Source organism: Bradyrhizobium sp. UBA2491 (assembly GCF_002341725.1).
In the GTDB taxonomy this organism is placed as follows: domain Bacteria; phylum Pseudomonadota; class Alphaproteobacteria; order Rhizobiales; family Xanthobacteraceae; genus Bradyrhizobium.
This window is the reverse complement of record NZ_DDOP01000041.1, coordinates 1891-20476: the sequence shown is the minus strand read 5'-3', so window position 1 is coordinate 20476 and position 18586 is coordinate 1891. Positions and strand designations below refer to the sequence as shown.

The 18586-nt window shown below is 65.0% G+C and carries 23 protein-coding genes; 14 read left to right on the top strand and 9 right to left on the bottom strand.

Features of this window, described 5'->3' with window-relative positions:
• Window positions 1–3: 3 nt before the first annotated feature.
• Together B2W55_RS12875 and B2W55_RS12870 are read right to left on the bottom strand one after the other, a co-directional pair.
• Complete coding sequence (locus B2W55_RS12875; RefSeq protein WP_024580909.1) at window positions 4–1425, bottom strand: caspase family protein; 1422 nt, start codon at window positions 1423–1425, stop codon at window positions 4–6.
• A gap of 139 nt (window positions 1426–1564) precedes the next feature.
• A complete protein-coding gene (locus tag B2W55_RS12870) occupies window positions 1565–1795 on the bottom strand; it encodes a hypothetical protein (RefSeq protein WP_024580910.1) in 231 nt (76 codons plus the stop codon).
• Between the two features lie 181 nt (window positions 1796–1976).
• Here B2W55_RS12870 and B2W55_RS12865 point away from each other — a divergent pair, with 181 nt between their 5' ends.
• The 5 genes from B2W55_RS12865 (at window position 1977) to B2W55_RS12845 (ending at window position 7591) form a co-directional block, all read left to right on the top strand.
• Window positions 1977–2408, top strand: a complete 432-nt coding sequence (locus B2W55_RS12865; protein ID WP_244442195.1) for a hypothetical protein — start codon at window positions 1977–1979, stop codon at window positions 2406–2408.
• Window positions 2409–2561: 153 nt separating this feature from the next.
• Complete coding sequence (dapD, locus tag B2W55_RS12860; protein WP_024580912.1) at window positions 2562–3533, top strand: 2,3,4,5-tetrahydropyridine-2,6-dicarboxylate N-succinyltransferase; 972 nt, start codon at window positions 2562–2564, stop codon at window positions 3531–3533.
• 243 nt (window positions 3534–3776) lie between these two features.
• Window positions 3777–5336 carry an alpha-L-arabinofuranosidase B gene (locus B2W55_RS12855; protein WP_200894396.1) on the top strand — a complete coding sequence of 520 codons (1560 nt, stop codon included), beginning with the start codon at window positions 3777–3779 and terminating at the stop codon, window positions 5334–5336.
• A 151-nt stretch (window positions 5337–5487) separates the two neighbouring features.
• Window positions 5488–6672: a GNAT family N-acetyltransferase gene (locus tag B2W55_RS12850; protein WP_024580914.1), complete on the top strand. Its 1185-nt coding sequence runs from the start codon at window positions 5488–5490 to the stop codon at window positions 6670–6672.
• An 85-nt stretch (window positions 6673–6757) separates the two neighbouring features.
• Window positions 6758–7591: a transglutaminase domain-containing protein gene (locus B2W55_RS12845; RefSeq protein ID WP_024580915.1), complete on the top strand. Its 834-nt coding sequence runs from the start codon at window positions 6758–6760 to the stop codon at window positions 7589–7591.
• Between the two features lie 247 nt (window positions 7592–7838).
• Here B2W55_RS12845 and B2W55_RS12840 read toward each other — a convergent pair whose 3' ends face one another.
• The 3 genes from B2W55_RS12840 to B2W55_RS12830 form a co-directional block, all read right to left on the bottom strand.
• Complete coding sequence (locus B2W55_RS12840) at window positions 7839–8477, bottom strand: NIPSNAP family protein (protein WP_029879060.1); 639 nt, start codon at window positions 8475–8477, stop codon at window positions 7839–7841.
• An 83-nt stretch (window positions 8478–8560) separates the two neighbouring features.
• On the bottom strand, window positions 8561–9226 hold the full coding sequence (locus B2W55_RS12835; protein WP_024580916.1) for a DsbA family oxidoreductase: 666 nt from the start codon (window positions 9224–9226) through the stop codon (window positions 8561–8563).
• Window positions 9227–9288: 62 nt separating this feature from the next.
• Entirely contained in the window at window positions 9289–10113 is an 825-nt protein-coding gene (locus tag B2W55_RS12830) for a helix-turn-helix domain-containing protein (RefSeq protein ID WP_024580917.1), read from the bottom strand.
• A gap of 94 nt (window positions 10114–10207) precedes the next feature.
• Here B2W55_RS12830 and B2W55_RS12825 point away from each other — a divergent pair, with 94 nt between their 5' ends.
• Together B2W55_RS12825 and B2W55_RS12820 are read left to right on the top strand one after the other, a co-directional pair.
• Window positions 10208–10432, top strand: coding sequence for a hypothetical protein (locus B2W55_RS12825; protein WP_024580918.1), 225 nt, complete (start codon window positions 10208–10210; stop codon window positions 10430–10432).
• 31 nt (window positions 10433–10463) lie between these two features.
• Window positions 10464–10862, top strand: coding sequence for a hypothetical protein (locus B2W55_RS12820; RefSeq protein WP_024580919.1), 399 nt, complete (start codon window positions 10464–10466; stop codon window positions 10860–10862).
• Window positions 10863–10981: 119 nt separating this feature from the next.
• Here B2W55_RS12820 and B2W55_RS12815 read toward each other — a convergent pair whose 3' ends face one another.
• A complete protein-coding gene (locus B2W55_RS12815) occupies window positions 10982–11482 on the bottom strand; it encodes a group III truncated hemoglobin (protein ID WP_024580920.1) in 501 nt (166 codons plus the stop codon).
• A gap of 84 nt (window positions 11483–11566) precedes the next feature.
• On the opposite strand from B2W55_RS12815, the gene B2W55_RS12810 reads away from it, so the two are divergent.
• Complete coding sequence (locus B2W55_RS12810) at window positions 11567–12001, top strand: RrF2 family transcriptional regulator (RefSeq protein ID WP_024580921.1); 435 nt, start codon at window positions 11567–11569, stop codon at window positions 11999–12001.
• A gap of 1 nt (window position 12002) precedes the next feature.
• Here B2W55_RS12810 and B2W55_RS12805 read toward each other — a convergent pair whose 3' ends face one another.
• Entirely contained in the window at window positions 12003–12680 is a 678-nt protein-coding gene (locus tag B2W55_RS12805; RefSeq protein WP_024580922.1) for an SET domain-containing protein, read from the bottom strand.
• Window positions 12681–12845: 165 nt separating this feature from the next.
• Here B2W55_RS12805 and B2W55_RS12800 point away from each other — a divergent pair, with 165 nt between their 5' ends.
• Window positions 12846–13448, top strand: coding sequence for a hypothetical protein (locus tag B2W55_RS12800; RefSeq protein WP_024580923.1), 603 nt, complete (start codon window positions 12846–12848; stop codon window positions 13446–13448).
• A gap of 29 nt (window positions 13449–13477) precedes the next feature.
• Here the strand turns inward: B2W55_RS12800 and B2W55_RS12795 are convergent, their stop codons facing one another.
• Window positions 13478–14200 carry a TetR/AcrR family transcriptional regulator gene (locus B2W55_RS12795; protein ID WP_024580924.1) on the bottom strand — a complete coding sequence of 241 codons (723 nt, stop codon included), beginning with the start codon at window positions 14198–14200 and terminating at the stop codon, window positions 13478–13480.
• Window positions 14201–14313: 113 nt separating this feature from the next.
• On the opposite strand from B2W55_RS12795, the gene B2W55_RS12790 reads away from it, so the two are divergent.
• Window positions 14314–15717: a carotenoid oxygenase family protein gene (locus tag B2W55_RS12790; protein ID WP_024580925.1), complete on the top strand. Its 1404-nt coding sequence runs from the start codon at window positions 14314–14316 to the stop codon at window positions 15715–15717.
• Between the two features lie 61 nt (window positions 15718–15778).
• On the opposite strand, the gene B2W55_RS12785 is transcribed toward B2W55_RS12790, so the two are convergent.
• Complete coding sequence (locus B2W55_RS12785; RefSeq protein ID WP_145987231.1) at window positions 15779–16186, bottom strand: hypothetical protein; 408 nt, start codon at window positions 16184–16186, stop codon at window positions 15779–15781.
• Between the two features lie 252 nt (window positions 16187–16438).
• Between B2W55_RS12785 and B2W55_RS12780 the strand changes: the two genes are divergently transcribed.
• The 4 genes from B2W55_RS12780 to B2W55_RS12765 form a co-directional block, all read left to right on the top strand.
• Window positions 16439–17014: a hypothetical protein gene (locus B2W55_RS12780; protein WP_024580927.1), complete on the top strand. Its 576-nt coding sequence runs from the start codon at window positions 16439–16441 to the stop codon at window positions 17012–17014.
• 57 nt (window positions 17015–17071) lie between these two features.
• Window positions 17072–17626, top strand: a complete 555-nt coding sequence (locus B2W55_RS12775; RefSeq protein WP_024580928.1) for an inner membrane-spanning protein YciB — start codon at window positions 17072–17074, stop codon at window positions 17624–17626.
• 81 nt (window positions 17627–17707) lie between these two features.
• Window positions 17708–18004 carry a hypothetical protein gene (locus tag B2W55_RS12770; RefSeq protein ID WP_024580929.1) on the top strand — a complete coding sequence of 99 codons (297 nt, stop codon included), beginning with the start codon at window positions 17708–17710 and terminating at the stop codon, window positions 18002–18004.
• Between the two features lie 103 nt (window positions 18005–18107).
• Window positions 18108–18586 (top strand): serine hydrolase (locus tag B2W55_RS12765; RefSeq protein WP_291532229.1); only part of this gene is annotated, 479 nt, incomplete at its 3' end.

Sequence of the window (18586 nt, the reverse complement as noted above, 5' to 3'; positions counted from 1 at the left end):
ACGTCAGTATCTACCCCCGCGATAACCGCCGCCATAGCCGCCGCGATAGCCACCACCGCCGATGCCGATTCCGACCGGCGGACCGACGGGCTCGTAGACCACGGCCGGAGGCGGACGGCGCACCACCACCACGTCGTCCTCGACCACGACCGGCCGCGGACGCTTGCCGGCGCGCCGCGGCGGATCGGAGACGACGCGCTTCTTCACCGGCGCATCGGCCTTCTGCTGCGGCGTCGGCGTCGCATTGCAGGGACAGGTCGGCGCCGCCAACGCGACGTTGGTTGCGGGCACGCTGAGCGCGGCGGCCGGCGTCGGATCGGGACGGTAGCGCAGCCGCTCGATCAGCTTGTTCGCAGTGGCGGTGAGATCGCTGTCGGGATACAGCGCGAGGAAGCCGCGATAGGCCGCCGCCGTGTTGACCAGAACGGCACTGTTCCACGCCACCATGCGACGATGCCGCTCGAGCCAGTCGCGCGCCTGCAAGGCGCGCGGCGTGCCGGCGAAGATCGCGGCGAAGGCCTCGTAGGACTCGTCGGTGCCGTCGACCACGATCAGATCGTTTGCGGCCTCGATCGGCTTGCCCTGCAATTCGCGCTTCCATTCATCGACGGTGCGCCTGGTCTCGGCCGGCTTCGGCGTGGCCGCGGGCGCCGCCGCTGGACCCGCCATGAAGCGGAAATCGTCGGTGAGCGACGAGGAGTCCCAGGGTGTCTGGCGGCCATCGGTCGCCTTGTTCACCGCGAGACGAACCCGCTTGAAGGTGTCCTCGATCGGAATTCCCGGCTGCTTCGCCGCTGCCAGTAACGCAGTCGTGTACGGGCTGTTGGCGCCGCTGCCGTCCTCGGCTTCCGCGCCGGGCGACGTCGAGAACGAGACGAAGGTGCCGGGAGCGCCGACCTTGGCATCGACGATGGCAAGCCCATGCCCCGCGGTCTTGCTGAGGTCCGGGAACGGATTGTTGCGGCAGGCATCGAGCAGCACGATGCGCATCCGGCTCGGCACCGAGGTCAGCGTGTTCAGAATGTCGTTGAGGCGAACCGCCTGGATCGGGATATCGGCCTCGCGCTTCGGATCGACATCGACCGGCACCAGGTAATTCTCGCCGTCGATCTGCAAGCCGTGCCCGGCATAGAACACCAGCGCCACGCTGTCGGCGCCCTTCGCCGCCACCTGGCCGGCGAAGTCGCTGATCCGGGCCCGCATCTCGTCCTGCGACAGATCCGATGCCGTCGTCACCGCAAATCCGGCATCGGTCAGCATCTGTGACATCGCCCTGGCGTCGTTGGCCGGATTGGGCAGCGCGGGCACCGACTTGTAGGCGGACTGCCCGATCACCAACGCGAGGCGGCTTTCCGCCGATGCTGGCACGGCGCCGAACAGGATCGCCACCGGAACAATCAGGCTGAGGAGCGAACGGCGTAGCATGGCGGCCCTCCGTCGAGGATGTCGGAGATGGGTCGGAGGGCGTCAGAGGAAGGTTCACGGCATGCGGCAATCTGCTGCCGGCATCACCGGCTCTGATGTCGAACCGCCGCAGCGACCGTGGGCTTGATCGTTCGACCGGCTATTTCGGCTTCTTGGCAGGATCAGCGGCCGGCTTGGTGACGCCCCAGGGATCGTATTTCTCCTTGGGCTCGGGGATACGATCGAGCGCAGCCTTGTAGGCCTTCTCGTCGATCTGGGGCTTCTTCTCCGTCTTCTTGTCATCGCCGCCGCCACCCCCGCGCCGGCCTTGAGCCAGGGTCGGTGTCGCGATCAGCGCCAGAACGACGGCAGCAACCGTGAAGCTTTTCATGTCAGTCTCTCTCCCCCAAAGCCGTAGCAACATCCGGCAATACCTCTACGCCAAAGATAACTTGTCTCTCGACATTTGTTGATCGACAAAGCGCGGCATACCGCGAATTCAGCGCCACCAGGGGGGCGCAATCGAGGCAACGGCACATTAAATCCGCTCGATGGGACAGGGACAAGTACATGTGGCGGCGCTGCTGGCCGGCGCCGCCTTGATCTTGAGTGGCTGCGGGCTGGCGGACAGCCATGCGGTGTGGCCGGAGGTATTGAAGGTCAAGGCCAACGAGCCCGCGCCGCTCGAAGCGCCGCCCGATGTCAAGCGGCTGGTCGCGGGCCGATTGGACTCGGTCTTCACCGCCGGATCGCAGCCCGCTCATGTTCGGGTCTCCGCCCCGCTGCACGACCCGCGCGGCACCGGCTGGACGGCCTGCGTGCGCGCCGAACTGACGTCAGTGATCGGCAAGCCGCTGGGGACCCAGACCTATCGCATCTTCATCAATGACGGCGCGATCTTCGATCGGCGGCAGGCCGAGGCTGACGATAATTGCGTGACCGAGACCTACGAACCGGTCGAGAGCACCGTGGCAGCGGAAGCGCAACGAAGCACGAAACCCTAGGTGCGGAGCCGGCGCCGGCATCAACCTGCCGACAATCCCCGATGAATCCGTCGAAAATGCCCCAAAGTGGCTGTGTTTGAGGGTCCGGAAGTTGCCATTTCTCCGGGAACGCGCTTATGACTACGCGCAGGATCGTAAACGTGAGACATTGAAATGGCGATGGAATTGAGGGGCGCGAGCGGCGAGGGATTTGCGACGATTGCGGCTGATGGTCGGGTGTTGGATGCCTGGTTTCCTCAGCCGCGGCTGGTTGCGCAGGCCGACAAGGCCGCAACGCTGCGACTGACCAATGACGAGATCAACAAGTCGCTGGGACAGTCGGCGGACGGATGTGTGCGACACGACGACATCCGCAATGTCGACATCGTTGCGATTCGGACCGAGATCGGCTCCCTTGCATCTGCGCCAACCGATGTGCACGACGCCTATCTTCGCCTGCAACTCCTGAGCCACCGGCTGGTGCAGCCGAATTGCCTGAACCTCGATGGCATTTTCGGTCTGCTGCCCAACGTTGCCTGGACCACCCTCGGACCCTGTGATTGCGCGCGTGTCCCGGAAGCACGAATGCTGGCGCGCAAGCGCGGCACGGCGTTCGAGGTGACCGGCGTGGACAAGTTTCCGCGCATGACTGACTACGTGACGCATGCGGACGTGAGAATTGCCGATGCGGATCGCGTCAGGCTCGGAGCCTATTTGGCTCCGGGCACGACCGTCATGCATGAAGGCTTCTGCAATTTCAATGCGGGCACGCTCGGTCCCTGCATGGTCGAAGGCCGGATCAGCGCCGGCGTGGTCGTGGCGAGCGGCAGCGACATTGGCGGCGGCGCGTCGATCATGGGCACCCTGTCCGGCGGCGGGAAAGAGAAGATCACAGTCGGCGAGCGCTGCCTGATCGGAGCCAACGCCGGTATCGGTATTTCGTTGGGCGACGATTGTATCGTCGAGGCAGGCTGTTACATCACGGCAGGCGCACGCATCCTCCTGCAAGATGGCCGGGTGCTGAAGGCCAAGGAGCTTTCGGGCCAGAAGGGCCTGCTGTTCCGTCGTAATTCCCAGAGCGGCGCTCTCGAGGCAACCAGACGTGCGCAGAACTGGGACGGCCTCAACGCGCAACTTCACGCCTAGAGCATGATCCGGAAAAGCGCGAAGCGGTTTTCCGAAAAGATCATGCGCAAACAAGAAGCTAAAGCGAGATGACGATTCAACCTCATCTCATTTCGCTTTAGCCCCGTTCGCGCGAGGAAATCGCCGACTTGCGGCGCGTCAGCTTCCAGCGTGACGCGCCGACCACGACTGTCACCGTATCGTTATGAGCCTTCGCGATTTCCGCGGCTACCCTGTCGCGGCGAGCGGAGGATCATGTCGGTCATGAGCGCATTGCTGTCCGCACTGATGACGAGCGGGATCCGTGCCGCGTTGGCCACCGTCGCTGGCCTGTTGATCGGCCTTGGCGGCGCGCACGGCGAGACGATCAGGCCGCGGCCCTGTGACATCTACGCCGCCGCGCATACGCCATGCGTCGCCGCGCACAGCACGGTGAGAGCGCTCTACGACGGATATGCCGGTGCCCTCTATCAGGTGAAGCGGACTTCAGACGGCGCCACCGAAAACGTCGGCCTGCTCGCGGACGGCTACGCGAACGCCGCGGCGCAGGACAAATTCTGCGCCAGCACCGCCTGCATCATCACCCGGATCTACGACCAGTCGCCCCGGCATAACGACCTCACGATCGCAGCCGGCGGACATTACAAGGGGCCCGGCGCCGGAGGGGCCGACCTCGGCGCCGCCGCCGACGCGCTTCCGGTCACGGCCGGCGGTCATCAGGTCTACGGCGTCTCGATCTCGCCCGGCATGGGCTATCACAACGTCCGAACGACGGGCGTTGCGGTGAAGGGCGAGCCGGAGGGGATGTACATGGTTTCCTCCGCAACCCATTTCAATTCGGGGTGCTGCTTCGACTATGGCAATGCCGAGACGAGCAGCACCGACACCGGCGCCGGCCACATGGATGCGCTCAATGTCAGCCGCGATCTGGAATGGCCGAACTGCCGCAATGAGCCAGGGCCCGGGGTGCATGCGGACCTCGAGAACGGGATTTTCCACTGGGATCAGCGAAGCTGCAATCCAGCCGCAAGGATCAGTGGCGGGCCACGTCCGTTCATCTCGGCCTGGCTGAAGAACAATGGCCAATCCCGGTTTGCGTTGAAGTGGGGTGACGCCCAGTCCGGCGGGCTCAACAAGATTTATGCCGGTGCCCTGCCCCGTGGCTATGCGCCGATGCGGCAGGAGGGCGCGATCATCCTCGGCATCGGCGGCGACAACAGCCACGGCTCCGCGGGCTCGTTCTTCGAAGGCGCGATGACGGCGGGCTTTCCGACCGACGGTGCCGACGACGCGGTCCAGTCCAACATTGTTGCCGCGGGCTATGGCGCGCCGAGCGGCCTGTCCGGAACGCTGGCGCCGGGATCGGAAATCTCGCTGCGGGCGACCACCGCATGCTGCACCGCAGACTCGGTCCGCAACCAGAACGGCACCGCCGTGATCGCGCCGATCACGTCGCGCAGCGCCGCAGCGGACAGACGCGACGCGACCTGGATCGTGCGGCGCGGCCTCGCCGACAATGCCTGCGTCTCCTTCGAATCCAAGGGCAGTCCGGGCGACTTCCTGCGGCACCAGAACGCCGTGCTTCGCATGCAGCCATTCGACGGCACGGCGCTCAATCGATCCGACGCGACCTTCTGCCCGGAGCCAGGGAAAAACGGCAAGGGAAATTCATTCCACGCAATGAACGACCCGGCGAAATACATTCGCCACTACTACGGCAAGGTCTATATCGCGGGTGACGGCGACGACAAGAATCCCTGGGACGCCAAGGCGCTTTGGAGCGACGACGCCAGCTTCGTCGTCGGTCCGCCCTGGTCGCCATAGATCGTTCCGCGAACTTATGCTGAACGGTACGTTAACCTGACCGCTCAAATTGAGCGGTAGCCTCAACGGCATTTTCCATCTCTTCGGGATAGCTTCGCGAGCTGTGACGAGCGCAGGCCGAACAGCCTCGCGGACCGGGGAAACAAGGAACGTGGCCGATATTGCTGACCAGGCAATGATCCGCCGTGCATCGCGCCAGGATGCCACGGGCGATCGCGCATTGCCGCCGCTGTCGGCCGCCCCCGTCGGGGCGTGGCGCGCGCTGGCCGAGCGTGCGATCGAGCCCAATGGCTACTATCAACCCGACTGGGAGCTGGCGGTCGATGCCTCCGCGCGCGGCCGCACCGGCGCTGCGCTGCTCAGCGCCTCCGGTGACGCCGGGCAATTGATCGGGCTGTTGCCGGTCATTCCGATGCGGCGGATCACCCGGATGCCGCTGCCCGCGCTGGTCGGTGCCGAACCCTATGGCACGTTGTGCACGCCGCTGCTCGACCGCGACGCCGCCGAGCAAGCCGTGGGCAAGTTGTTGCAGCAGGCCCGCAACGCGGGCGCGCATGCGCTGATCCTGCGTACCATGTCGCTCGAGGGCCCTGCCATGACGGCGATCCGCGCGGTGCTGGCGCGGGACGGTTTGCAGCCCCGCGTGCTGAGCGCCTATCAGCGCGCACAGCTCGATGCGACGCGCGATGCCGACGACCTGCTGCGCGACGCGCTCGGATCGAAGAAGCTGAAGGAGCTGCGGCGCCAGCGCCATCGCCTGTCCGAACACGGCGCGGTGCGGTTCGATGTCGCACGCACGCCGCGCGCCGTCGCCGCGGCGCTCGAGACCTTCCTCGCCCTCGAGGCCGGTGGCTGGAAGGGCAAGCGCGGCACCGCGCTCAGCCAGCATGCCGGCGACGCCGCCTTCATCCGCCGCGCGACGTCGGCGATGGCCGAGACTGGCCGTTGCGAGATCATCACGCTGCATGCCGGCGGCACGCCGGTCGCAGCCGGCATCGTGGTGCGCCACCAGGATCGCGCGTTCTTCTTCAAGATCGGCATCGACGAGCGCTTTGCCAGGCATTCACCCGGTGCGCAGTTGACGCTGGATCTCACGCGCCATCTCTGCGCCGATCCCGCGATCAATTCGGCCGATTCCACCGCGGCACCCGGCCATCCGATGATCGACCCGATCTGGCGCGGCCGCTTCGCGATCGGCGACGTGCTGCTGCCGCTGCGGCGCCGCGATCCGCTGGTCGGCACCATTCATGCCGCACTGACCCTGAACAATGTCGCCTACGAGGCCGCCCGCGGCGCGGTCCGGCTCATCCGCCGCCGCCGCGGCAAGCCTGGCTAGCGCGGCCCCTCTTACGCGAACCTGCGCGGATCGATAGGCTTGGCGCGACGGCCTCGAGCCGATGACATCGTGATCCGGCGGGAACGTGACGATCCAGCAATGCTACGTCCGGCAAGACGCGCTGACCGACCCTGGCGCATTCGCCGGAGCATATGACGATCTGCCGGAGACGATCGCCGGACTGCGCGAGGTCGTCTCTGGGCTGATCGTCCATGTCGCCCTGGCGCAGCTCTACGACATCCCGCCCGACGTCCCGATGACCCGGCAAACCCAGCCGGTCGCCGATCGGTTGCAAGCGACCCTGGCGTCATTCGCCGGATCGCTCACCGCGACACGCCCGCCGCGCAATCGCACCTTCGGCACCTGTCGCGACTATGCGCTCCTGCTGTGCAGCATGCTCCGCCACCGGTCGATCCCGGCGCGGGTGCGCTGCGGCTTCGCCACCTACATCGCCGGCGACATCTATCACGACCACTGGATCTGCGAATATTGGCCGCCGGGCGAGCAGCGCTGGAGGCAGGCTGACGCGCAACTCGATGCGCTTCAGATCGAGCAGCAGCAGATCACGTTCGATTGCGCGGACCTGCCGCGCGATGCGTTTCTGACGGCAGCGCAGGCCTGGCGGCTGGCGCGAAGCAACGCGGTCGCGGCCGGCGCCTTTGGGCATGCCGGGACCACCGGCCTGTGGTTTCTTCACGTCAATGTCTACCGCGACCTGTTGTCGCTCACGAACCGGCAAATGTCCGGTTGGGATGGCTGGCGCGACGCGACGCCGGACAACAAGGTCCTGAAGATCGACGCTCTTGCCGAGCTCGACCGGTTGGCCGAGATGGTCACGGCGTTCGAGAATGGCGCGGAGCAATTTGCCGCACTGGATCAAGCGGCATCACATCGCTTGACGCCACCCTGGCATTCGTAGCGCGCCCGGCGCACTGAACGAACACCATTCATGGCTACGAACGGTTTACCCTTTCGTAGCCATGCAGACACATCAGGAAATGATCGGGGCCGCCGTCAGGTTGGCGTCAGCTTGCCCCTCTAGCGTTGTGGTGCGCTGGTTCTCAGACGGCGCGTGCCCTTGCCTGGAAAGCCTCATCCGATGGAGACGTCGGGTGAGGCTTTCTACCCTGTCGGCTTTCGTCCTGCGCGGGCGAACGCCGCCCTTGTCATTGCAACGGCGAATGCGGCGCCGGCAGCATGATGGTCGAGTTCATCTCCTCCAGCAGCAGCGTGCCCTTGCCGAGGAATTCCTGCCAGGCCGGGTCCATCATCGCTGCGCCGCGCGCGGCTGCACGGGCGTTGAGATCGGGATAGGCCCAGATATGGCAGACCTCATTCGGCTGCCCGGCGTCGGTGGCCCACAGGCCGACGATCTTCGAATACTTCTCGCGCTCCGGCATCACGCCGGTAAACAGATCGAGCCACTGCTTGACACCACCGAGCGGCTTGGCCCGGTAGTTGCGGAATTCGTAGAGGTTGCCCTTGGTGGCGGGGGCCACCGGCGGGATGATCGCGTTCATCAGCCGGACCTCCTGGCGCAGCAGCAGCGGACGGATCGCCGGAATGTACTCGCCGGTCCAGCGCGGATTCTTCCCGAGCTCGGCGCGCAGCTTCGTCCGCTCGTTGAGATCGGCATAGCTCCACATGTGCATGACCTGATTGAGCGGACCGATCTCGGTGATCCAGTAGCCCTCCAGCTTGCCGAAATTATCGGCGCGGATGTCGCGCGAGATCGTGCTCGCCGCCTTCACCATCTCGCCGACGGTGCCTGGACGTACCGTGTAGGTGCGCAGCTCATAGATCATGGTTGTCTCCCTGATTGTTTCCGATGGATGGTGGGCAAACGAAAAAGCCCGGCATGAGCCGGGCTTTCGATGAGGATTGCGGACTATTCCGCGGCCTGCGCGTTGATCTCGGCCGAGACCTGGCGGATGGCGCGGGCGAGCTGCTCGGCCGGCTGGGCGCCGGACACGGCGTATTTCTGCGCGAACACGAAGGTCGGCACGCCGGAGATGCCCTTCTCGGCGGCCTCCTGGGCCTGCGCCGAGACCAGGGCGACATCCTCGTCGCTGGCAAGACGCTTGCGCACGTCGTCGGCGTCGAGCCCGACATCGCTTGCCGCCTGCACCAGCACGTTGGTGTCGGTGAGATCACCGCCGTCGCGGAAATACAATTCCATCAGCCGCTGCTTCATCTCTGCCGCCTTGCCCTTGGCCTCGGCCCAATGGATCAGGCGGTGGCAGTCGATCGTGTTGGGCTGGCGCTTGACGAGCTCGGGGTGGTAGGTCAGCCCCTCCTCGTTGGCAGCGGCGACCACGCGGCCGGCAATCCCCTTGTAGGCGTCGACCGAGCCGAACTTGGCGGTCAGATATTCGTCGCGGCTGATGCCCTCGCGCGGTACCCAATTGTTAAGGAAGAACGGCCGCCAGTGCACCTCGACCGGTACGTCGGGCACCAGCTTGAGCGCGTCCTCGATGCGATGCTTGCCGATATAGCACCAGGGGCAAACGACGTCGGAGACGATGTCGAGGCGAAGCGGCTTCAGATCGCTCATGGCGGGGCTCCCGGCGCAAGTGGAACCCCAAAATTAGGCCGAAAGCGCCCCGAGACAAGCCGCTATTTCATACTGGCTGCCATCTGCCGCATCCGCTCCGCGGTCAGCTCGTCGGCCGGGAAGAAGGTCTCCAGCGCCAGTTCCTGCAACGTGATGTCGACCGGGGTACCGAACACCATGGTGGTCGAGATGAAACTCAGGATCTCGCCATTGAGGCGCAGCTTGAATGGCAGCGCGACATTGTTGTCCGCCGTGATCGGCGCCGAGCGCGCCGGGATCGGATAGGACCTCAGGTCCTGATAGAGCTTCAGCAATTCCGGATCGGCGGTCGCCTCGCATTGCCGGTGCAGCCGCTCCAGGAGATGCGCGGCCCATTCCGCCAGATTGACCGTGCGTGGCGCCAGGCCCTCGGGATGGAAGGCGAGCCGCAGGATGTTGAAGGGCTGGCCGAGCAGCCGCTGCGGCACCCCCTCGAGCAGCGGCGCCACCATGCGGTTGGCGGAGACCAGATTCCAGTGCCGGTCATAGGCCAGCGCCGGATTGGGCTCATGCGCCTTCAGCACCAGGTTGATCGCCTCGCGCGCCGATTTCAGTGCGGGGTCCTCCAGCGAGCGTTGCGGAAATGCGGGGGCGAAACCCGCGGCGACCAGCAGCACGTTGCGTTCGCGTAGGGGCACGTCGAGGCGCTCCGCCAGTTTGAGGACCATGTCGCGCGACGGCGCCGAGCGGCCGGTCTCGACGAAGCTCAAATGCCGCGCCGAGATCTCGGCATCGACGGCGAGGTCGAGCTGGCTGAGATGGCGGCGCTGCCGCCACTCGCGCAGGTGCTCGCCGATCAGGACGGGTTTCGCGGGCTCGGCCCGCGCCAGGGATGCATGTGCGTTCATGGTGCAAAACCTATCATGCGGAATTCGCCCGTTCCATTACGCCTGAGGTAATCGAATTGGCGCGCAGGCTGGCTCATCTTCCACGGCACAGGAGATGACCATGCTGATGCTGTCCCTTATCCGCGCCTTCGCCGTCCTGCTGCCGTGGCTGGTCCATCTGGCCACCTGGCTGGTCGCACGCTCGCTCAACATGCCGCAGCCGATCGTGCACGACACCGGCCTGTTCGTGTTCGCGCAGGTCTATGCGGTCGAGATGAGGGTCGGCAAGGCGCTGTGCCCACACCGCGTGTGGCGTCAGTTGCGGTCCCTGTTCCGCTGACCACCCATCCCAGACCAGAGGAGACACTGCCATGATCCATTCGTCCCAGCTGCTGCGCCGCGCCTTGCTTGCCGATGCCGCCTTCAGCGGCGTATCCGCCGTCGTGATGTCGCTCGATGCCGGCGCGCTGGCGTCGTTCTTCAATCTGCCCGAAGCGCTGCTGCGCGAAACCGGGTTGTTCCTGATCGCCTACACCGCGCTGGTCGGCTGGCTCGGCCTGCGCGCATCCGTGCCGAGAGCGGTGGTGATGCTGGTGGTCATCGGCAACGCGGCCTGGACGCTCGCCAGCGTCGCACTGTTGCTCTCGGGCGCGGTGGCGCCGAATCTGCTCGGGACCATCGTGATCCTCGCCCAGGCGATCGCCACCGGCGTGTTCGCCGAGCTGCAATATGTCGGGCTGCGGCGGAGCGAAGGCGTGGTGGCGGCGTAGCAGCGACCGTCACTGCGAGCGCAGCGGCGCAATCCATCTCTTGGGAAGCGGGATTCCCCGGTGCGCAATTGCGCACCTGAGGGCGCGCCTCTTGGCGCGAGCCCGGATTCCATTTTACTTCAAGAACTGTGGCCCGATGGATTCCGGGCTCTCGCTTCGCGAGCCCCGGAATGACGGAGAGGTAGTTCGAATCTCTCCCCGACCGCCAGCATCACGCCGTGTCCGCTGGCGACGCCCATCTCCAGGCTCGCGGCGATGCGGCGCGCGCGCTCGATGAAATGAACCGCCGCGACCGGCGGGCACAGCTCATGCGCGGTCGCCTCGAACAGCTCAAGCCAGCGGTCGAAATGCGCGGCATCGATCGGCAGTCTCATGTGCTTGACCATCGGCGTGCCATGATAGCGGCCCGTCATCAGCGCCACCGACGACCAGAACGCGCACATCTGCGTCAGATGCGGCTCCCAATCGGTGATCCTGGCCTCGAACACCGGCGCCAGCATCGCATCGCTCCGGACCCTGGCATAGAAGCCGTGCACCAGTTGCTCGATCATGGCCTCGGTGATCCCGGTCCGCTCGACAATGCCGGCCGTGATCTGCTCGCGGCGCTCTGCCTCCGCCATCGCGGGTCTCCTTAAATAGGTATTTCAAATACCTATTTATCGCGCTATGGAGGTTGCGCCAAGTGCCTAATGCGAGGGGCTTCCATGCGCCTGACGTCGTTCACGGATTTTGCCCTGCGTGCCCTGATGCGGCTGGCTGGCGAGCCGGACCGCTCATTTGCCACCGGCGAGATCGCGGCCGAGTTCGGCATTTCCCGCAATCATCTCGCCAAGGTGGTGCGCGACCTCGCCGAGACCGGCTTCATCGCCACCCAGCGCGGCGCTGGCGGCGGCTTTGCGCTGGCGCGTCCGGCGGAGACGATCACGCTCGGCCAGGTGGTGCGCGCACTCGAAGGCGGCAGCGCGCTGGTCGAATGTTTCAGGGATGATGGCGGCGATTGCATGCTGCTGCCGCGCTGCCGGCTGAAGGCGCGGCTTGCCGCGGCGCGCGAGGCGTTCATGCGCGAACTCGATGGAACCACGCTGGCCGAATGCGCTTACCGGCCGCGTCCTCCGCGCCATGCGGCGCGGGCGTCATGACTCAGGCCTGTAGAGCCCGCGTGGTGACGCCGCGCTTCGGAGCGGCGGCCTTCTTGCTTGTCTTGGTCGCCTTGCCGGTCAGGCTATGGCCGTTGAGGTGCTTGCCGTTCAGCGCGCCGTTGGACTTCGGAGCTGCCTTCTTGGCCCTCGCCTTGGCCCGCTGCTTCGCCCTCTCCTTGGCGAGCTTCTCGGCCTGCCGCTGCGCCTTGCGCTCGGCCTTTTCCTTCAACCGTTGCCGCTCCGCCCGCGCCTCCGCGCGCTTCTTCTTGCGCTTCTTCTCGCAGGCATCGCACTTGCAGCCGATCGGCTTCAGATAGGCTTTGAAATAGTCGGTTCCGTAGTCGTAATTGATCTCGTCGCCCGGCTCGATGTTCTTGATGGCGCGGATGAACACCTTGCGCTTGCGCGGGCGGACATCGGATTCCGCGTTCGGCCGGCAGGCGTGGTTGATGTAGCGGGCGATGTTCTCGCGGATCGAGCCGTCGATGGTCCAGCGATTGGTCAGCTCGAACAGATATTTGTTCTCGATCTCATCCTCGTCCTTTTTCTTGGAGTCGAGGATCGGGCCGAAATAGCGGATGATCTTGTCACCCTTCTTGATCGGCTTGGTGGCGAAAAGGCCAAGGCCGGTCCGGGAACGGCCGACGCGATAGGGTTTGTTCGATGAAATCGTGGGCATGTCGATCGAGGTTACGGCACGATGGGTGCACGCGACAGAAGTTGCGAAGCCGCCCTTCTAGGACGATTCCGCGCGCCTGTCAGGTATTTCCCGCGTGTCTATTGAACCTTCCCCAGATTGCATAAGTCAGACACAAAGTAACGTCCGGATCGCAGGTTTCCCCCGATGAAATACCTTGCTTTTGCAACAGTCGTGATGGTGCTTGCCGGCGCAAATGCTGGCCAGGCCGGCGCGGAAACGATCACGAGTTCCTACACGTCAACGGCGCCGAAGGCCTGCCGCATGATCGGCAAGCCCGATGCGGAGGACGGCAGCAGCACGCGCCTTTGCCCGGGAAAGTCCGGCCTCGTGGTGCTGATCAACGAGGGCGACTTGCGTGAAGTGGTCTCGGTGGGTCGAGATCACGCCGCGGCAGCCAAGGAACCGGCGGCGCAGGCCTGGTTCGGCCCGTTCAACTCGACCGGCGATACGCTCGAATGGCGCGCCGCCGGCAGCAAGCCGTTCGCAATCATCCAGCGCTGGCAGATCGCCGACAACAGCGAGCAGAACAAGCGCGGCGGCCCGGTCTCACGCGCGATGCTCGCGGTGACGCGGCTGCCGCCGGGCGAAGTCTGCCATGTCGCCTATGTCGACGTCGCGGCCAACCCCAACGCCAACGAGCTGGCGCGGCAGGCCGCCGACGATTTCGCGCGTGACTTCAGATGCGGCATCGACCAGGTCAAGACCATCGGCCAGAGCGGCCGGACCACATCGCTCACCAAGCGCTGATCGCGCGAAGCTCCGCTACCATGCATCGCTCACGGCCGCGGCTGTTTGCCCACAGACAGGCGCAGCATGGCGCTCAACAGCATGTCCGCTGACGTGCCCGCGGGGGCGCGATCCAGGATCGTCTTGAGACGCCCGTCGAGCAGCAGCGTGGTGAAGCCATGCACCACCGACCAGGCCGATGCGATCGCGGCGGCCTGGTCCAGCGTCAGCTGCTCCTTGGAAATCTCCTCATGCCGGCTGGCGCCGACGCCGCGGGTCAACCCGGCGAACGACGCTTCCGATGCCTCGTGCAGCGACGGCCGCGAATGATCGAGCCGCTCGCTGCGGAACATCAGCCCGTACATGCCGGGATGCGCCTGCGCATAGGCGACGTAGGCCTTGGCGCTCGCCGCGCCTTTCTCGGGCGGCGTCGCCGCCGAGGCGCCGGCGGCGTTCATCGCCTGGCCGAATTGCCGGAAACCGATCGCCGCGAGTTCGCTGAGCAGGCCGGTGAGATCGCCGAAATGATGCGTCGGCGCGGCGTGCGACACGCCGGCCTCGCGCGCCACCGCGCGCAAGGTCAACCCCGGCAGCCCGTCGCGTTCGAGCACGCGCTCGGCCGCCTTCAGCAACGCCTCGTGCAGATCGCCATGATGATACGGTGTATCGCTGGCCCGGCGACGCTGCACCGGACGGCCCGCTTCCGCCCGCGCTCGGCGGGTCCGGGCCGGCGCCGCGCGCGCCGCCTTGTTTTCCTTGGATAATCTTGCCATGCGACCGTTATAGGTCGCAATTTTTACACTGTAAAGATTTTGCTTGACGATCGACCGCGCGATCCCTACTGATATCTTTACGATGTAAAGATCATAATTCAGGGAGATCCGGGATGCTCGACCAGGTGACATCGAATACGGCGCGCTCCAATCTGGCGCCGATCCCATTTGAAGCCGACGCACCGTTCCTGAAGATCACGGGCGAATTGCCGCGCGAGCTGAACGGCACGCTGTACCGTAATGGCCCCAATCCGCAGTTCGACGTGCCGGGCGCGCACTGGTTCGTCGGTGACGGCATGCTGCACGCCTTCCATCTCGAGAACGGCCGCGCCAGCTACCGCAACCGCTGGGTCCGCACCGCGAAATGGCAGGCCGAGCACGACGCCGGCCGCGCGCTGTTCGGCGGCTTCGGCCGCAAGCTACCGGACGCGCCCGCCGACATCACGGTCGATGGCTGCGTCGCCAACACCAACATCATCTTCCACGGCGGCAAGCTGCTCGCGCTGGTCGAGAGCCATCTGCCGACCGAAATCGAACCCGGCACGCTCAATCGCCTCGGCTATTGCGACTACAAGGGCGCGATCTCCGGCCCGTTCTCCGCGCATCCCAAGATCGATCCGGTCACCGGCGAGATGGTGTTCTTCGGCTACAACGCCGCCGGTCCGCTGACGCCAGCGCTATCGTACGGCTCCGTGAGTTCGTCCGGCGAGGTCAAGCGTTTCGAACGCTTCGAGGCGCCCTATGCCAGCATGGTGCACGACTTCATCGTCACCGAGAACCATGTCCTGTTCCCGATCCTGCCGATCACCGGCAGCATGCAACGCGCGATGCGCGGCCAGGCACCCTACGCCTGGGAGCCGGAGAAAGGCGCCTATGTCGGCGTCATGAAGCGCAGCGGCTCGTCCAAGGACATCGTCTGGTTCCGCGCCGAGACCTGCTACGTTTTCCACGTCATGAACGCGTGGGAGGAAGGCAACCGCATCATCGCCGACGTGATGCAGTTCGAAGAGGCGCCGCTGTTCAACCATCCCGACGGCTCGCCGACCGATCCGCAGAAGAACCGGGCGCGCTATTGCCGCTGGACCTTCGACCTCGCCGGCAACACCGACCGCTTCACGCAAACCTATCTCGACGACCTCACCGGCGAATTTCCCCGCGTCGACGATCGCCGCGCCGGCCTTGCGAGCAATCACGGCTGGTACGCCTGCGCCAATCCCAACCTGCCGATGTTCGGCGCGCTGTCGGGCATCGTGCATGTCGACGGCCGTGGCAAACGGCTCGGTCACTACCTGTTGCCCGCCGGTGATACGATCTCGGAGCCCGTCTTCGTCGAGCGCAGTGCCGATGCCGCGGAAGGCGACGGCTGGCTGCTCGCCGTGGTCTGGCGCGCCCGCGAGAACCGCAGCGACCTCGCCGTGTTCAATGCGCAGGACGTCGAGGCCGGCCCGACCGCGCTGGTCCATCTCGGCCACCGCGTGCCTGATGGATTCCATGGCAATTGGGTCGGGGCGGAGTAGCGACGAAAGGTCTCGCGTTCCGGACTTTCCGAGACACCGGGATGCAAAGCATCCCGGTGTCTCACGTCGACAATGAGTGCCCCGCTAGCGCCCTCACTTCCGATATTTTGTTTCGCACAAACCAAAAGACGCCGCACCCGACCAGCAGATTGACAACGAGCATCAGAATTCCCAGCCAAGATCGAAGCTCAGGATCGTCGTAAAGCGGATACGGGGAGAAAATCACAAGATATGCAAAGAGTGCGATAAATATCCGCTCAATGCTATCGATGGCCATTCGGGTGTCGATCTCGAACTTTGCAAGCGCGCGACGGGTTAGCACCGCCAGCGCGAGCAGAAACAACGATGAGACGACCCGGATCGCCCAATCATGTTGGAAGACCCCCACCGTCGCGAGGCCGGCCACCGCTAGAACAACAGCCAGGATGGAAATCCGTGAGACCCAGCGCCGGAATTGTTCGAGTGCCATCGGCATCTCTGAGGGACTCATATTCATGCTGCAATCGTTGCCAACGAGCGTGATGATCCACCGCGCCCAACCTGCCCAACTATCACGCGATATATAACACTTGGCCGCCAAGGTTGGAGCGCGAAAGCACTGAGATCCCTGGTTGATTATGGCTGGATCACGATTTTGACACTGTAAAGATTTCGCTTGACGCTCTCCTTTTCCGCCCCTAGGGTATCTTTACGGTGTAAAGATCAGCCTTCGAGGCTTGCAATGACGATCTTCCTGATCCTCGCTCCCTACGGCGCCTTCGCCACGCTGATGCTGATGACCTCGGCGACCGTGAGCCTGCTCTGTGCTGCCCTGATCTGCCTTGCCGTCATCGCCTTCGATGTCGCGCGCGGCCGCAGCATCAAGACCCTCGGCATCGGTTCGGTGATCGTGTTCACCGCGATTGGCATCTATCTGACCTTCGTCGACGCAACGCCGAGCAGCATCGCAGTCAAGATCGCCGTCGATGCCGGCATCCTCCTCGTGTCATTCGGTTCGATGCTGATCGGTCATCCCTTCACCCTGCAATATGCCGTCGAGCAGGTCGATGCCGAGACCGCGAAACTGCCCGGCTTCATCCACGCCAACTATTTGATCACCGGAGCCTGGGCGGCCGCGACGCTGTTGATGATGATCGGCAACATCGCGGTGCTCTACATGCCGACCTTGCCGCTATGGACCGGCCTCCTCGTCGCCTTCGCCGCGCGCAACGCCGCGGTCGGCTTCACCCGCTGGTACCCGCACTATCGCGCGGCCAAGTACGGCACGCCGCCCGCCAGCGCGCTGCTGTCGCACTGACGCAGCCGTTAGCCATCGCAGAACAATCACGCGCCCGAGGAAACGGAAACCACGACGATGAAGAGCGTATTTGCCAAGCTTGCGAGCGACTTCCTCTCCACCATCGTGTTCCTGGTGGTCTATCTCGCGACCGACAACGTGCTGATCGCCACCGGCGTTGCGATCGTCGGCGCGATCGCGCAGGTGATCTATGCGCGGGTGAAGGGACAGGAACTCGGCTATATGACCTGGGCGAGCCTCGGGCTCGTGATCGTGCTGGGTGGCGCGACGCTCCTCACCAACGATCCGCGTTTCGTGCTGGCGAAGCCCGCGATCGGCCATATCGCGATCGGTGCGATCATGCTCAAGCGCGGCTGGATGCTGCGCTATCTGCCGCCGATCGTGACCCAGACCATTCCGGAATACGCCACCCTCGCCGGCTATGCCTGGGCCGGGTTGATGTTCATCCTCGCCGCGGGCACGATTGCGATCGCGGCGACCGGCGACATGAAGCTGTGGGCGTTCTACGTGTCGGTGGTGCTGCTCGGCGCCAAGATCGCCGCCTTCGCGATCCAGTACGTCGCCTTCCGCTTCCTGATCGGCAACCGGCTGCGCGCCGCCGCCCGCGCCTGATCGCCGCAGCGGCGAACTAGGCGCGCGCGGCAAGATGGGCTATACCCGCGCACGCATTCATCTCGAGGGGAGACATCTATTATGGCGGTGGACGGAAACTGGAATCTGACGATGACGACGCCGATGGGCGAGCGCAAGGCGACGCTGTCGCTTTCGAGCTCGGGCGGCACGCTCACCGGCACGCAAGGCGCCGAAGGCAATTCCACCGAGATCTTCGACGGCACCGTGAATGGCGACAGCGTCGCCTGGAAGGTTTCCATCACCAACCCGATGCCGCTGACGCTGGAATTCAGCGGCAAGGTTTCGGGCGACGGCATCTCCGGCGAGATGGGCATCGGCCCGATGGGCAGCTTCCCCTTCACCGGCACCCGCGCCTGACACACCGACCAGGCGGATCGGATTATTCCGCATCGAACATTCAGGCCGCGCCGATGACCGGCGCGGCCTGAATTTTTATCGGCACCATGGTGTGAACGCCAGCATGGCTGCCGGCAACAATTTCGCCAACTTTCCTCCCGATCACGTCAGCCGCTCTGGCGGGCGATCGCCGGCAAACCGGAAAGTAGGTGATATGCCGACCTCAATCACACGCCGTATTGTGCTCGCGGCATCGGCTATGGCCGTTCCGGCGCTGCGCGTATCCGCTGCACGAGCCGAGCCTGGGCAGCACAGCATCGAACATCGCTTGAAGGACGTCGAGGTCCAAAGCCGTGGCTGGCTGGGTGTCGCCCTGCTGGACACCGCGACCGGCAAGCTCATCGGCAACCGCATCGACCAGCGGTTTGCCATGTGCAGCACCTTCAAGGCGCTCGCCGTGGCCCTTGTGCTGGCGCGGGTCGACCGCGGCGAGGAACAACTGGACCGCCGCGTCGTCTTCTCCGAACACGATCTGGTACCACCATCGGTCGCGACCCAACCTCACGTTGGTCCCGGAGGGATGACGGTCGCAGAGCTCTGCGA

Excerpts from the sequence above, each read along its gene's own strand:
- B2W55_RS12875 (WP_024580909.1), bottom strand. The coding sequence starts at position 1,425 with ATGCTACGCCGTTCGCTCCTCAGCCTGATTGTTCCGGTGGCGATCCTG.
- B2W55_RS12870 (WP_024580910.1), bottom strand. The coding sequence starts at position 1,795 with ATGAAAAGCTTCACGGTTGCTGCCGTCGTTCTGGCGCTGATCGCGACA.
- dapD (WP_024580912.1), top strand. The coding sequence starts at position 2,562 with ATGGCGATGGAATTGAGGGGCGCGAGCGGCGAGGGATTTGCGACGATT.
- B2W55_RS12855 (WP_200894396.1), top strand. The coding sequence starts at position 3,777 with ATGAGCGCATTGCTGTCCGCACTGATGACGAGCGGGATCCGTGCCGCG.
- B2W55_RS12840 (WP_029879060.1), bottom strand. The coding sequence starts at position 8,477 with ATGATCTATGAGCTGCGCACCTACACGGTACGTCCAGGCACCGTCGGC.
- B2W55_RS12835 (WP_024580916.1), bottom strand. The coding sequence starts at position 9,226 with ATGAGCGATCTGAAGCCGCTTCGCCTCGACATCGTCTCCGACGTCGTT.
- B2W55_RS12830 (WP_024580917.1), bottom strand. The coding sequence starts at position 10,113 with ATGAACGCACATGCATCCCTGGCGCGGGCCGAGCCCGCGAAACCCGTC.
- B2W55_RS12825 (WP_024580918.1), top strand. The coding sequence starts at position 10,208 with ATGACCATGCTGATGCTGTCCCTTATCCGCGCCTTCGCCGTCCTGCTG.
- B2W55_RS12820 (WP_024580919.1), top strand. The coding sequence starts at position 10,464 with ATGATCCATTCGTCCCAGCTGCTGCGCCGCGCCTTGCTTGCCGATGCC.
- B2W55_RS12815 (WP_024580920.1), bottom strand. The coding sequence starts at position 11,482 with ATGGCGGAGGCAGAGCGCCGCGAGCAGATCACGGCCGGCATTGTCGAG.
- B2W55_RS12810 (WP_024580921.1), top strand. The coding sequence starts at position 11,567 with ATGCGCCTGACGTCGTTCACGGATTTTGCCCTGCGTGCCCTGATGCGG.
- B2W55_RS12805 (WP_024580922.1), bottom strand. The coding sequence starts at position 12,680 with ATGCCCACGATTTCATCGAACAAACCCTATCGCGTCGGCCGTTCCCGG.
- B2W55_RS12800 (WP_024580923.1), top strand. The coding sequence starts at position 12,846 with ATGAAATACCTTGCTTTTGCAACAGTCGTGATGGTGCTTGCCGGCGCA.
- B2W55_RS12795 (WP_024580924.1), bottom strand. The coding sequence starts at position 14,200 with ATGGCAAGATTATCCAAGGAAAACAAGGCGGCGCGCGCGGCGCCGGCC.
- B2W55_RS12790 (WP_024580925.1), top strand. The coding sequence starts at position 14,314 with ATGCTCGACCAGGTGACATCGAATACGGCGCGCTCCAATCTGGCGCCG.
- B2W55_RS12785 (WP_145987231.1), bottom strand. The coding sequence starts at position 16,186 with ATGGCACTCGAACAATTCCGGCGCTGGGTCTCACGGATTTCCATCCTG.
- B2W55_RS12780 (WP_024580927.1), top strand. The coding sequence starts at position 16,439 with ATGACGATCTTCCTGATCCTCGCTCCCTACGGCGCCTTCGCCACGCTG.
- B2W55_RS12775 (WP_024580928.1), top strand. The coding sequence starts at position 17,072 with ATGAAGAGCGTATTTGCCAAGCTTGCGAGCGACTTCCTCTCCACCATC.
- B2W55_RS12770 (WP_024580929.1), top strand. The coding sequence starts at position 17,708 with ATGGCGGTGGACGGAAACTGGAATCTGACGATGACGACGCCGATGGGC.